Here is a 13,170-nt window from a genome sequence, read left to right on the forward strand (position 1 = left end):
GGGATGATCGGAAAGTCGGGAAAATCATCGGAGGGTGACCTCCCCCGCCCCGTCCACCGTCACGGTCTTGCCCTTGCCGTCGCGGGCCAGCGTCAGGGTCGCCGGCTCGGCGACGCCGGTGGGATCGAAGACGAAGCGCGCGCTTTCGGCGGGGCTGACGGCCGTCCCCGCCCGCCAGGTCTCGGGCCCGAACGGACCATCGGACAGCGCCGACCATTCCCGGCCGTCGAAGACGGTGAAGGCGTAGCCCGCCGGGGTGACCTCGACAGCGACCGGGCGGTTGGACAGCACGGCCTCGTCGCGCGCCCTCGACAGCCGGGCCGCGAACCGCACGGCCTCGGCGCCGACGGCCGGGCGCGGATCGGGAACCGCCAACACGACCGCGCCGGCGGCAAGGCCGAGGATGGCCACGACCATCAGCAGCTCGACCAATGTAAAGCCCGCTCGGCCAGCACGGGATTTAACCCTGCCAGTTGCCCAGATCGGCGTCATTGCCCTCACCCCCCTCCTTGCCGTCCGCGCCCAGGGAGAAGACGTCGAACTGGCCGCCGTGCGCGCTGGGGCGGCGGTAGCCGTACGGATTGCCCCACGGATCCTCGGGCAGGCGGCGCACATAGCCGCCGGGACGGTAGCGGTCCGGATTGACCAGACCGGCCGGGGCCGCGACCAGCGCCTGCAGGTCCGCCGGGAAGTCGAGGTTGTCGAGGCGGTAGGTCTCGATGGCCTGCTCCAGGGTGGAAATGTCGGCCCTGGCCTTGCCGACCATGGCCCGGTCCTGGCTGGGCAGGACGTTGATCGCCACCACCGTGGCCAGAAGGCCGATGATGACGATGACCACCATCAGCTCGACGAGCGTAAAGCCGGCTCGCCGGCGACGCTTTGAGATTTTACGTTCGATTTCAGTCGTCATGGCCACGCTCCTCACCCCATCGCCAGGGTGTTGATCTGCAGAATGGGAAGAAGGATCGACAGCACGATCAGGGCGACCACGCCGCCCATGACGACGATGATCGCCGGCTCCAGCAGGCTGAGCATCACGGCGGTGAAGGTGGAGAATTCGCGCTCCAGATAGTCGGCGGCGCGCTCCAGCATGGGCTCCAGCCGGCCGCTGCTCTCGCCCGAGGCGGTCATGTAGACGAGGATCGGCGGGAAGACGTCGGCGCGGCGCATGGCGGCGGACAGCCCCCCGCCCTCGCGCACCGCCTCGGCCATGGTCTCGGTGGCGAGGCGCAGGCGGCGGTTGGAGACGGTGCGGGCGGTGATGGTCAGACCCTCCAGCACCGGCAGGCCGGCCGCGATCATGGTGGACAGGGTGCGGGCCATCTTCGCCCCGTGCAGGTCACGCGTCAGACGGCCGATCAGGGGTAGCCGCAGCACGGACGTATCGGCCCTCAGGCGGATCGCCGGATTGCGCAGCAGGACCGCGCCGATCAGGCCGCCGGCGACGAGGACCAGCGCCAGCAACCAGCCCCAGTCGCGCATCAGTTGGGAGACGCCGATGACCAACCGCGTCAGCAGCGGCAGGGTCTGGTTCATGCTGTCGAACTGGTCGACCACCCTGGGCACGACGAAGGTCATCATGGCGGTGATGACGCCCAGGGCCACGACCGCCAGCACGATCGGATAGACCAGGGCGGTGATCACCTTGCCGCGCACCACCTGATCGCGCTCCAGCCCATCGGCGAGGCGTTCGAGGATCGGCTCGAGCGCGCCCGAGGTCTCGCCGGCCGAGACCATAGCCCGATACAGCGGCGGGAAGGCCTGACCCTGCAGGGCCATGGCGTCCGACAGGCGGCGGCCCTCCATCACGCCCGCATGGACGCCGTCCAGCACGCGGCGGACGGCCGGACGGTCGGCCTGCAGCGCGATGGTGCGCAGGGCCTCCTCGATCGGGGCGACGGAGACGAGGGTGGAGAGCTGGCGGGTGGTCAGGGCCAGGGTCTTGGCATTGAGTTTCGTCGCCTTGCGCGGTCCGGCCTGTTCGGTCCGCGAGACGGCGCCGCGCGCGGTCGTGACCTCCAGCGGCATCAGACGGCGGCGGGCCAGGACGGCGCGCACGGCGCCCTCGTCGGCGGCGGTCACCGCCCCGGTGACGGTGCGCCCGCCGGCGTCGACGGCGACATAGTCGAAGGCCGCCATCAGGCCGCGACCCCGCGATCGGCGGCGTCGGGCTCGAGATCCGCCGTTTCCTGGCGGGTGACGCGGACGGCCTCCTCCACCGAGGTGACGCCCTCGAGAACAAGCGCGCGCGCCCGCTGGGTGAGGGTGTCGGCTCCCGCCTTGCCGAAGGCGGCGGCGTTGATGGCTTCCTCATCAGCCTCGGCGGCGATCAGGCGGCGCACGCGGTCGTCGACGCGGATGACTTCGTACAGGCCGACGCGACCGACATAGCCGGTGTTCTGGCAGTGGGCGCAGCCCTGCGGCCGCCAGACGCGGGCGCCGCGCTCGACCCCGGCCAGCCGGGCCGTGGCCGCGTCCGCCGTCTCGGGCCGGCGGCATTCGCCGCACAGCCGCCGCACCAGCCGCTGGGCCACAATCAGCCGCAGGGTCGAGGCCAGCAGGAAGGGCTCGACGCCCATGTCGCGCAGGCGGGTGATGGCCCCCGCGGCGTCATTGGTGTGGACGGTCGACAGGACGAGGTGGCCGGTCAGCGAGGCCTGGACCGCGATCCGGGCCGTCTCGACGTCGCGGATTTCGCCGACCATGACCACGTCCGGGTCCTGACGCAGGATGGCGCGCAGGCCGGCGGCGAAGGTCATGCCGACCTTGGGATTGACCTGGGTCTGGCCGACGCCGTCGATGGCGTATTCGACCGGGTCCTCGACCGTCAGGATGTTGCGCGTGGCGTCGTTCAGCAGCGACAGGCCGGCGTAGAGCGAGGTGGTCTTGCCCGAGCCCGTCGGGCCGGTGACGAGGATGATGCCGTTCGGCTCCTTCAGCGCGTGGCGGAAGGCGTCCAGCGCCTCGGACGACATGCCAAGCCGGTCCAGCGTCAGGCCCGCCTGCTCCTTGTCGAGGATGCGCAGCACGACTCGCTCGCCGGCGCGCGACGGCAGGGTCGAGACGCGCACGTCAAGCGTCTTGCCGCCCAGCGTCAGGGGGATGCGCCCGTCCTGGGGCACGCGCTTCTCGGCGATGTCCAGCCGCGCCATAACCTTGATGCGCGACACCAGCAGGGGCGTGATCCGGGGATTGAGCGACAGGGTTTCGCGCAGCACGCCGTCGACGCGCATGCGCACGGTCAGGGCCGTCTCGAACGGCTCCAGATGGATGTCCGAGGCACCGGTGCGGACCGCCTCGGCTATGATGCCGTTGATCAGACGGATGACCGGGGCGTCGTCGGCCGTGTCCAGCAGGTCGGCGGCGGCGGGAATGTCGTCGATCAGGCTTTCGAGGCCGGACGGCATGTCCAGATCATCGCTGTCGGCGGCGTTCAGGTGGTCGCCGGCGTAGACCTCGGACAGCTGGCGGTCGAAGGCGGCCTGACCGAGCGGTTCGACGCGCAGGGGGCGACCGAGGGCGCGACGCGTCTCGATCAGGGCCGAGGGATCGGCGCCCTCGCGCAGGCCGACCACGGCGATGTCGCCGGCCTCGAGCAGGATCACGCCGTGCCGCTTGGCGAAGCCATAGGGCAGGGTCGGATTGATCAGGGTGATCATGGCGGCCTCAGCCTCCGGGGCTCGTCTGGACGGGCGGCAGGGGGCCGATGACCACCTCGCCGACCGGCGCGATCGCGCCGGACGCGACGGGCGGCTGGGTGCGCATGTAGTCGCGCAGCATTTCGTCGAGGCCGGGCTCGACGCCCGGGGCGTTGTTCAGCTGCTGCTGACGCATATAGCCCCAGCGATCGGCGGCCAGGGTCTGGGCGTCGCCCGCATTGCGGATGATGGTCGGGCGGATGAAGACCATCAGATTGGTCCGCCCGCGTTGGCGGCTGGTCGAGCGGAACAGGGCGCCGACATAGGGGATGTCGCCCAGCCCCGGCACCTTGTCGACAGACAGCCGGTCGTTCTGGTCCAGCAGGCCGCCGGCCACGGCGATATCGCCATCGTCGACCACGAGCGTCGTCTCCAGCTCGCGCTTGTTCAGCACTAGGTCGCTGGCCGAGTTGGTCAGGACGCCGTTGATGCTGGACACCTCCTGGCGCAGGAACAGGGTGATGGAGCCGCCGGCGTTGATCTGCGGCCGCACGATCAGCTTGACGCCGATGTCCTGGCGCTGGGTCGTGCGGAAAGGGTTGGAATTGCCGTCCAGCAGGGTCTCGCCGGTCGTGATCGGCACTTCCTGGCCGACCAGGATGGTGGCCTCCTCATTGTCCAGCGTCATCAGCGACGGGGTCTGGAGAAGGTTGGAGCCCTCGTCGGTCTTGGCCGCGTTGATGATGAAGCCGAACAGGCCGTTGCCGATGCTGCCCCCGCCGCCGCCGATGAAGCCGTTGGCGCCCAGAAGCGTGTTCAGCGCCAGGTTCTGCAGCTGTTCGCGTAGGGGGTTGTCGTCTTCCAGTTGACCCGCCCCCACGCCGCCCGCGATGGGGACCAGCGGCGTGGCGCGGTCGGAATAATTGGTCAGGCCGACCGGATTGCCGTCCTCACCCGCGAGCAGCCACTGGACCCCCAACTCCTTGACGGCGTTGTCCGACAGCTCGACCACGATGGCTTCGATCAGTACCTGCTGGCGGCGCTGGTCCAGTTGGCGGATGACCTCTGACAGCATCCGCTGGGTGTCGGCCGAGGCCGAGATCACCAGGGCGTTGGCGCCGGGGAAGCGGGCGATGGTGGCGCGCTGGCCCGGGACGGGGGCGGTGGCCATGGGGCTGGCCGGAATGACCGCGGCCGCTGTGTCGCCCGAACCACCGCGCGAAGCACTGGCGGGCACTGCATTGGCGCTGGCGGCCGTGACCTGCTGGCCGACGATCTGTTGCAGGACGGGCAGCAGGGCCTCAGCGTTGGCGTGCTGCAGGAAGATGACCTTGACGTCGTCGGCGGACTCCGCCCGGCGGTCCAGATCCTCGATCAGCGGGCGGATGCGGGCCATGGCCGAGGGGTCGCCGCGCAGGACGATGGAGTTGGAGCTCTCGACCGACGTCACCGTGGCCATCCCCTGCCCCGGCTGGCCGCCCGGCGGGGCGAGGACGGACTGCAGCACGGCCGCGATCTCGCGCGCCGAGGAGTTCTGCAGCGTCACGACCTCGAAGCCCGTGCGGTCCACGTCGATGCGGCCTATCAGCGAGCGGATGCGGGCGAGATTGTCGGAGAAGTCGGCGACGACGACGCTGTTGGCGCCGGGATTGGCCAGCACCTGGCCCTGCGGTCCGACCAGCGGGCGGACGGTCTCGGCGGCCGAGGCGGCGTCGATGTTGCGCAACTGGAAGACCTCGGTGGAGAAGCGTTCCGAACCGACGGTCGACGGTCCCTGGGCCGCGCCCTGGGCCGGGCTTATGCGGTAGGCGCCCGATGAGGTCGGGGTCACCACCAGGCCGTTGGCGCGCAGGGTCGACAGGAAGACCTCGAATAGCTGGGCGCGGCTCAGCGGGCGGTCGCTGGTCACGGTCACCGTGCCGCTGACCGCCGGGTCGACGATGAAGGTGCGACCGGTCGAGCGGGCCACGTCCTGGATGAAGGCGCGGATGTCGGCGCCCTGGACGTTCAGGGTCTGGCGCTCGCCCGACTGGGCCAGCACGGGCGTCGCCGCCAGGGGGCCCTGCACGGCGATGAGCGCCCCGAGGACGGCGGCCAGGACGCTTCGGTTCGATCGCTTCAACGGCCTGTCCTTATGGTGGTGGTCTGCACGGCGCCGCCGCGTTCGAAGCGGATCTCGGCGCTGGTGCTGTTGGCGAGCTGGCCTCGCAGACCGGCGATGCGGTCGAGGCTGTCCAGCGAGGTCCCGTTGACGGCGAGGATGACGTCGCCCGACCGGAGGCCGGCAGCCTTCAGCGCGGCGCCGTCGCCGGCGGCCGAGACGGTGAAGCCGTTGACGCGCAGGCCCTGCATGCGGGGCCGCAGCGAAGCCTGGGCCATCAGCCGGGCGGGATCGACCCAGGGTCCGGCCGCCGCGGCCGGGGCGACGGCGAGGGCGGCTTCGGCCGGCGGGCTGACGGTCTGGGGTCCGGGCGGCGGCGGAGGCGGCGGGGCGGCGCCGACGGGCGTGTCGCTGAAGATCAGGCGGGTGATCGAGCCGCCGCGCGCCAGGGTGACGTGATCCTGGCCGACCGACTGGAGGATCAGGCCCGGCTCGACCTCCTCGCCGACGCCGACAGAGACCTGCCGTCCGTCGGCCAGGCCGATGATGGCGGAGCCGCCGCCCGCGCCGCCGGCGCGAACGCCGAACAGGCGCATCTGGCTGCTGCCCGCCGCCGTGGCCTCGGCCAGACTGCTGAGGTCGCCGGTGCGGAAGAAGGCGTCGAAACGCTGGAAAACCGAATAGTCCGGCGGGGAGACCTCGAGCGGCGTGGAACTCGCGGTCGCGGTCTCGGCGCGAGGCTGGGCGACGATCCAGACCAGCTGACCCAGCTGGATGGCCAGCGCCATGGCCAGGGCGATCTCGACGCCGGCGCGCACGCGATCCGGACGCGCCGCAATGGCGTCCCGAACCTGGTCTCTGAAACTGCGCACTGCGCCGATCACTATGGCGTGCCCCACGGAGCCCCGACGGCCCGGCGGACTCCCTAGACCAATCGTCCGGGTCCGGCTTCACCGCCACATGACGGCCCGGCGAACTGTCCGTGACGGTTGGTGCGCCCACGGACGAACCGCCGCAAAACAGTCGCGCAACGGTCCGGGGAAGCCGCCCGCGCGACCTCCCCGGTATGATCTAGAAGCGCGCGGTCAGGCTGACCGAGGCGCTGGATCCCAGCTCGTAGTTGTTGATCAGGATCTTGTTGCCCAGCTCCTGGTACTCGTCGAAATCGGTGTTCAGCAGATTGCGCAGTTCGAGCGCGAAACCGAGATCGCGGCCCCCGTACTCGAAGTCCTTGCGGTACACGAAATCGAGGAAGATGCCCGGATCCTGGATGAAGTCGGGCTCGCGGTTGCCTGCCCCGCCGGCGCCGCGGGCGCTGATGCGCTCGCTGACGTAGTTGACGATGATCGTCGCCTGGGACCGGGCCGTATCGTCCTCCCAGCCCAGTTGCAGGTTGGCGACGTGCTCGGACTGGCCCTGGAGACGGCTGCCATCCTGGATGAAGAAGGTCGCATCCTCGTCGGCGCCGCCGCCGCCCGGCGTGCGGACGATATCGCCCGCCTCGACATTCACTTCGGAGTCCGACCAGGTGTAGTTGGCCTGGACCAGCCAGCGCTTGTTGGCGATGAAGGCCATGCCGGCGTCGGGGAATTCGAAGAATTTCTTCGCTTCGATTTCGGCCCCGTAGATGGTGGCCTGCGGCGAGTTGATGAAGGACTGCTGACGCGCGTTGCCGGAGGTCACGATCGTCGACTCAACCGGCTTGTCCAGATCCTTGTAGAAGACGCCGGCCGTGAGGAACTGCTGGCGGGCGAAAAACCACTCGTAGCGGGCGTCGAGGTTCAGGATCTCGGTGTCCACCAGGAAAGGGTTGCCGGTGAACTCGCGATCGGTTTCCGGGTCCGTATAGGACTGCGGCGCCAGTTCGCGGAACTGCGGGCGACCGATGGTCTGGGAAGCGCCCAGACGCAGTTGCTGGTCCTCGGCGAAATTCCAGGTCGCCGTGAACGAAGGCAGGAAATACTGCTCCTCGATCTCGGTCGGCGCGAAGGGCGCGGCCCCGCCGAACAGGTCGCGGGTGATGACCGACTGCTGGCCGTCCTCATAGCGCACGCCGAAGGTTGTGCGCACCAGCGGGATGATCTCGGCGTCGACCTGGGCGTAGGCCGCGGCGACTTCCAGCTGGGCCGAATAGGCCGCCGCGCCGCTGCCGGCGCCGCCGGTGATTTCCGTCAGGATCAGACCGTCCGGGCGGATGTTGAAGTCCGAGTAGAGATAGTCGACCCGCGACTGACGCTGCTCTTCCGTCAGGGTGCTGGCGGGCACGAACTGCAGGTCGCGACGCTGGGCGTCGCGGTTGTTGTCCGAGTATGCGACGCCGACGCTGAAGACGGCTTCGCGATAGTCCGACAGCGGCAGGGTGTAGCTGAGGTCGGCCCCGCCCGAGACGATGTCGTCGTCCAGTTCGCTGAACGAGATGCGGTTGCCGCCGATCTCGTGGACGAAATTGCCGCTGGTATCGAGGCCGTATTCGAAGCGCGTCTCGTACGGCGCGTCCCGCTCGGTCTTCGCATAGGCGGCCCGCCAGGCGAGCTCGACTGCGCCGTCCATGAATTCATGCTCGCCGGCCAGCTGGCTGGAGAACAGCTGGCGTTCGAACCATTCCGTGAAATCGGACCGCTGAACCTCGCCGCCGGCGTCGAAATCAGGACCGGCGCTGATGCGGGCTTCCTTGGTCACGTTGCGGACGAAGAAGTTCGTCCATTTGATCTCGCTGTTCTCGTTGGTCAGCGACAGGCCGCCCAGGAAGTTCAGCTGGATGTCGTTCTGGTTCGACTCAAAGGCCTTGCTGGTGACCGGCACCAGGACGGAGCCGGAGAACTGGCCCTCCTCCTGGACGCCGTTCCGGGTCGACCAGCTGTTGCTGTACCCCGCGACGGCGATCAGGCCGAAGGTCCCCATGCTGCTGTCGCTTTTCAGGCCGCCCGCGAAGTCGAAGCCGAAATTCACCGGCGTGGTTTCGCGCTGCAACAGGCGCAATGGCGCGTTGATCAGGGACTGGCCGATCCGCTGCAGTTGCTGCGCCTCGAAGTTGGCGCTGTTGACCGGAACGCCCCGCTCGAACGCGAGGGCCAGCGGGCCGGGTACGTCGCGCGTGCCGTCGTCGAAGCCGGTGAAATCGGTGCGCGAACCGTAATAGATCAGGCTTTCCTTGTTGGTCGTCTCTGTATTGCCGCCGACCGACGCCGACATCGAGAAGAAGGGTTCGTTGGGCGCATCGACCGTGCGCAGGTCGATCACGCCGCCGCCGAACTCGCCGGGGAAGTCGACGGAGTACGACTTCTGGACGGTGACGCTCTCAAGAATGCTGGACGGGAACAGATCCAGCGGAACGACCCGCTGCAGCGGCTCGGGGCTGGGCAGGGGCGAACCGTTCAGCAGGGCCGACGAATAACGCTCGCCGAGACCGCGCACATAGACGAAGCGGCCTTCGACCACGGTCAGGCCGGTGACGCGCGCCAGGGCGCCGGCGGCGCTGCTGTCGCCGGTGCGCTGCAGGTCTTCGGCCGTCAGGAAGGCGGCGACTTCGGCGCTTTCGCGGTTCGGCTCCGGGATGTAGCGGCCCAGAACCACGACCTCGTCGAGCTGGGAGCCGTCGTCCGCTTGCGGCTCGGCCTGTGCGGCCGGCGTTTGCGCGGTGGCGGTTTGCGGCGCGGCCTGGACCGGCGGCGTTTGAGCATAGGCCAGCCCCGGCGCGATCAGCGCGCTGGTGGCCAGAAGGACCCCGCTCAGGGTCAGGGTAACTGTCTTCATGATCTGCGCCTTGAAGGGGTTCAACGGGATACGCGAAGGCCGGAGGCGACCCGTTCGGGCCGCCTCCGCGCATCCGTCATCAGCAGGTCGCGCCGGCGGTCAGGCCGCAGGTCCAGCCCTGGTACCAGGTGTCGGCGGCGTTCTGGACGGCGCCGATGTAGGTCGTGGCCTGGAAGAAGGGATAGACGGCCGGGGCGTTGGCCGGGGTCACGGCGGTTTCATTGGCGCCGTTGATGAACGTCAGCACCTGGTTGCTGATGCTCGTTCCCGCGCCGGGAGCCGTCAGGGTCGAGGTTCCGGCGGGGGTGTTGCCCGTACCGGCGTTGAAGACGGCTCCCGACTGCGCGGCGGTGCCGCCGGGCCGGAACGAGAGGCCGCAGGACATGAACACCGAGTTGAAGGCCGGAGCGCTGGTGACCGTGTCGGCGTCGGCGATGTCGAGGCAGCCCGCGGCCGAACCCGCCACGCTGGTGAAGACCGAGTTGATGACGGTCGCGTCATTGCCGGTGTCGAAGTGCGCCACGGTATGGGCATTGGTCGGCGCGTTGCGGCCGACCAGGGTCCAGTTGGCGATGAAGGGCCGCGAGACATAGCGGGTGGCCAGCGGTACGGAGGCCGGGGCCGACGAGAATTCGAAGCCGGCGCTGCGGCTGGTCGAGCCGGGGGCCCGTTGCGTCACGATGCCGAACTGGGCGCCGCCGCGCCAGCCGGTGTCGGTGTCCAGACCATCGTCGTCGGCGCCGTTGATGACGATGTGGCGCAGGTTGACGTTGCCGCCGAAGATTTCGATGCCGTCGTCCGAGCTGTTGTAAACCTGGATGTGATCGACCGTGGTGCCAGAGCCGACGCCGGCCATGGTCAGGCCCTGAAGCTCGTTGCCGGTCGAGATTTCGAAGCCCGAGAACTTGATCTGGACGTAGCGCAGACGGCCAGAATTATCCGACGGCGTGTTGCCGCCGTAGAAGGCGCTGGTGCCTTCGACCGTGCCGGTGCAGGTCACCGGCGCGGTCAGCTGGCAATTGGCCTGCGGCGCGCGGCCGGCCAGGACGATGCCGCCCCACTGCCCTTGCGAGCTCTCGGTGGTCGTGCCTTCGACGTTCTGGCGGCTCGTGAAGACGATCGGGTTCGTCGCCGTGCCTTCCGCGAACAGCTGCGAGCCGCGGTTGACCAGCAGATAGTCGGAGCCGCCCGAGGCGAAGATGCGGACGCCCGCCTCGATGGTCAGTATGCCCTGCTCGCTGCCGGCGATCGGGGCCGCCGGATCGACGCCGCGGTCGGTGCCGACCGCGGTGCGGCCGGTGATGGAATAGATGGTGCCGGCGCGCAGCGGCACCGTCAGGGCGCCGTTGATCTGTTGCGGCAGTTGGCAGACCCGCAGGGTGTTGCCGGCGATCAGGCCGACGTTGGCGAAGCCGGTCGGGCAGTCGGCCGCCGGCGTGCCCGGAGCGGGCGGGGGCGTCACGCCGCCCCCGCCGCCGCCGCCGTCGCCGAAATCACCCTCTCCAGGCGATGCGACTTCGGCCGAGCCGCAAGCGGCCAGGGTCAGGGCGCTGGCGGAAACCGCGAGCAGGGTCGTCAGTCGAAAGCCGGTCATCGTTTTCACCGTGTCTGTGCAAAAGAATTTCACGACAGAGGTCGCCAGGAACCCAGATCCTGACGCGACGACGGAATCGCCCCCTGCCCACCGCTGTGGTTAGGGGTGGGATATGACGGGGCCGACGCCGTACGGTGACGGTTCCGGTGCGCTTGTGTGAAGTTGTCTTCGCGGTTCCGTGAAAACCCGTCCCGGCACGGCTCAACTGTCACAGACCGCCGCTAGTGCGCGACTTGCGCGGGCTCTAAGGGGGGCCCATCTGGATCCGTTCAAGCCTGGACCGCCCTTGTTCGACGCCGCCCCGCCGCCCCTGCTGATGACAGGTCTGGCCCTGCTGGGCCTGATCGTGGGCAGTTTTGTCGGCCTTCTGAGCATCCGCCTGCCGCAAGGCGAAGGCGTGCTTTGGGGAAGATCGCAATGCCGGGCGTGCGGCCGAACCCTGCCCCCCTGGTCTCTCGTGCCGGTGCTGAGCTACCTGGCTCAAGGGGGGCGCTGTCCCGCGTGCAGAGGGGCTGTCCCTGCCCGCTATCCGCTGATGGAACTTGCGTGCGGGGCCATCGGGGCCTGGGCGGCCATCGCCCAGCCGACATTGCCGGGCGCGCTTCTGACGGCGCTGCTGGGCTGGCAACTCCTGCTGCTGGCCGTCATCGACGGGGAGCATTTCTGGCTGCCCGACCGCCTCACCCTCCCGCTCATGGCGACGGGCCTCGGTGCGGCGCTGGTGCTGGATCAGGCCAATCTGCGCGACAGCCTCGCGGGCGCTGGCCTGGGCTTTTTCACCCTTTGGGCCCTGGCCCTGGCCTACCGCCGGCTGCGGGGGCGGGAGGGCTTGGGCGGAGGAGATCCCTATCTGCTGGGGGCGATCGGTGCGTGGGTGGGATGGCTGGCGCTTCCCAGCGTCCTGTTATGGGCTTCCGCCGCGGGGCTCAGCGTGATTCTGGCCAGACGCCTGTCACAGAGAGCGGTGTCCGGAGGCGACCGGCTGCCGTTTGGCGTCTTTCTCGCCATCGGGGCCTGGATGACATGGCTCTACGGTCCGATCGGTCTTTGACGCCAGCCTGTCGTTTCATCGCCCGGGCGAGACCGGCGTGTAGCGGCGACGCCCTCCCCCGCAGTCAGGTCGCGCGACCCTGCCTCGCGACCTGATCGGCCAGGGCGTCTTCCGCCAGAGCGATCGCGCCGAGGGGACCGGCGCGATCCGCCAGCGCGGGCGCCACGACGAATTCCCTGATCACCTCGACGATCCCGGGCGCCGCGCCGTAGCCGTTCAGACTGTGAATCAGCGCCTCTCTCAGCCGGGGCAGGAGGAAGGGATGTCCGCCGACCACCCCGCCGCCGATCAGTATCCGCTGCGGCGCCGTCGTCAGCACCAGATTGTGCAGCAGGGCCGCCAGGGCGTGAACCACCTCGTTCCACACGGGGCTGGAAGGCCCGAGCCCATGGCCCGGCCCGCCCGCCTTCATCTGGATCGCCGGGCCGGAGGCCAGTCCCTCGACGCAGTCTCCGTGGAACGGGCATACGCCGGCCCAGGTTTCTCCGGGCATGCGGGGGATGCGCAGATGCCCCGCCTCGGAATGTCCCAGCCCCCGGAGGGTCAGGCCCCGCACCACCGAGCCGACGCCGATGCCCGTGCCGACGGTGATGTAGGCGTAGCTGTCCAGACCCCGCGCGCCGCCCCAGCGCCCCTCCGCCAGGGCCGCGCCGTTGACGTCCGTGTCGAACCCGGTCGGCGCGCCGAAGCCGCGCAGGAGCGCCAGCACGTCGGCGCCGCTCCAGCCGGCCTTCGACGTGTTGACGATGCAGCCGTATCCGGCCGCCCCGATATCGAGCTCCAGCGGACCAAAACTCGCGACGCCGATGGCCGCGAACCCTTCCCGGTCCTGCCAGCGGGACAGGACGCCGTGGATGGCGGCGAGCGTTTCCGCGGGCGCGGAGGTGTCGATCCGGACCTCCTCGCGGACGTCGTCAGGCCCGGAGGCCAGCAGGCAGACGCATTTGGTCCCGCCCAGTTCGACCCCGGCGAGTAGCGGACCCCGATCAGACATCAAGCCCCCAACTGCGCAACAAGGACGACCGTCCATCGC

Annotated in this window: 10 protein-coding genes; 1 reads left to right on the forward strand and 9 read right to left on the reverse strand. The window is 69.5% G+C overall.

Annotated elements, in window-relative coordinates:
* Nucleotides 1–24 precede the first annotated feature (24 nt).
* The 8 genes from ASD59_RS09895 to ASD59_RS09930 all read right to left on the reverse strand — a co-directional run bounded on the left by ASD59_RS09895 (nucleotide 25) and on the right by ASD59_RS09930 (nucleotide 11,086).
* Entirely contained in the window at nucleotides 25–492 is a 468-nt protein-coding gene (locus ASD59_RS09895; RefSeq protein WP_082560152.1) for a GspH/FimT family pseudopilin, read from the reverse strand.
* A complete protein-coding gene (gene gspG, locus ASD59_RS09900) occupies nucleotides 461–910 on the reverse strand; it encodes a type II secretion system major pseudopilin GspG (RefSeq protein WP_055831409.1) in 450 nt (149 codons plus the stop codon). Before gspG ends, ASD59_RS09895 begins: the two co-directional genes overlap by 32 nt.
* A gap of 11 nt (nucleotides 911–921) precedes the next feature.
* Nucleotides 922–2,139: a type II secretion system inner membrane protein GspF gene (gene gspF / locus ASD59_RS09905; protein ID WP_055831412.1), complete on the reverse strand. Its 1,218-nt coding sequence runs from the start codon at nucleotides 2,137–2,139 to the stop codon at nucleotides 922–924.
* Nucleotides 2,139–3,659, reverse strand: a complete 1,521-nt coding sequence (gene gspE / locus ASD59_RS09910; protein ID WP_055831414.1) for a type II secretion system ATPase GspE — start codon at nucleotides 3,657–3,659, stop codon at nucleotides 2,139–2,141. The genes gspF and gspE overlap by 1 nt, the downstream gene beginning before the upstream one ends.
* Before the next feature lie 7 nt (nucleotides 3,660–3,666).
* On the reverse strand, nucleotides 3,667–5,760 hold the full coding sequence (gspD, locus tag ASD59_RS09915) for a type II secretion system secretin GspD (RefSeq protein WP_055831415.1): 2,094 nt from the start codon (nucleotides 5,758–5,760) through the stop codon (nucleotides 3,667–3,669).
* Nucleotides 5,757–6,611 carry a type II secretion system protein N gene (locus ASD59_RS09920; protein ID WP_235561794.1) on the reverse strand — a complete coding sequence of 285 codons (855 nt, stop codon included), beginning with the start codon at nucleotides 6,609–6,611 and terminating at the stop codon, nucleotides 5,757–5,759. The genes gspD and ASD59_RS09920 overlap by 4 nt, the downstream gene beginning before the upstream one ends.
* 199 nt (nucleotides 6,612–6,810) lie before the next feature.
* A complete protein-coding gene (locus tag ASD59_RS09925; RefSeq protein WP_055831605.1) occupies nucleotides 6,811–9,492 on the reverse strand; it encodes a TonB-dependent receptor domain-containing protein in 2,682 nt (893 codons plus the stop codon).
* A gap of 79 nt (nucleotides 9,493–9,571) precedes the next feature.
* The gene (locus tag ASD59_RS09930) at nucleotides 9,572–11,086 is read right to left on the reverse strand and encodes a hypothetical protein (RefSeq protein ID WP_055831418.1); all 1,515 of its coding nucleotides are present in this window, start codon (nucleotides 11,084–11,086) and stop codon (nucleotides 9,572–9,574) included.
* 286 nt (nucleotides 11,087–11,372) lie between these two features.
* On the opposite strand from ASD59_RS09930, the gene ASD59_RS09935 reads away from it, so the two are divergent.
* On the forward strand, nucleotides 11,373–12,137 hold the full coding sequence (locus ASD59_RS09935) for a prepilin peptidase (RefSeq protein WP_235561795.1): 765 nt from the start codon (nucleotides 11,373–11,375) through the stop codon (nucleotides 12,135–12,137).
* Nucleotides 12,138–12,201: 64 nt separating this feature from the next.
* Here the strand turns inward: ASD59_RS09935 and ASD59_RS09940 are convergent, their stop codons facing one another.
* Complete coding sequence (locus ASD59_RS09940) at nucleotides 12,202–13,131, reverse strand: ROK family protein (RefSeq protein WP_055831420.1); 930 nt, start codon at nucleotides 13,129–13,131, stop codon at nucleotides 12,202–12,204.
* Nucleotides 13,132–13,170: the final 39 nt, after the last annotated feature.

This window comes from Brevundimonas sp. Root608 (assembly GCF_001427825.1).
Classification (GTDB): domain Bacteria; phylum Pseudomonadota; class Alphaproteobacteria; order Caulobacterales; family Caulobacteraceae; genus Brevundimonas.

What these genes read in the sequence shown, in the direction of transcription:
- gspG (WP_055831409.1), bottom strand. Translation starts at nt 910, where the DNA reads ATGACGACTGAAATCGAACGTAAAATCTCAAAGCGTCGCCGGCGAGCC.
- gspF (WP_055831412.1), bottom strand. Translation starts at nt 2,139, where the DNA reads ATGGCGGCCTTCGACTATGTCGCCGTCGACGCCGGCGGGCGCACCGTC.
- ASD59_RS09940 (WP_055831420.1), bottom strand. Translation starts at nt 13,131, where the DNA reads ATGTCTGATCGGGGTCCGCTACTCGCCGGGGTCGAACTGGGCGGGACC.
- ASD59_RS09895 (WP_082560152.1), bottom strand. Translation starts at nt 492, where the DNA reads ATGACGCCGATCTGGGCAACTGGCAGGGTTAAATCCCGTGCTGGCCGA.
- ASD59_RS09930 (WP_055831418.1), bottom strand. Translation starts at nt 11,086, where the DNA reads ATGACCGGCTTTCGACTGACGACCCTGCTCGCGGTTTCCGCCAGCGCC.
- gspE (WP_055831414.1), bottom strand. Translation starts at nt 3,659, where the DNA reads ATGATCACCCTGATCAATCCGACCCTGCCCTATGGCTTCGCCAAGCGG.
- ASD59_RS09925 (WP_055831605.1), bottom strand. Translation starts at nt 9,492, where the DNA reads ATGAAGACAGTTACCCTGACCCTGAGCGGGGTCCTTCTGGCCACCAGC.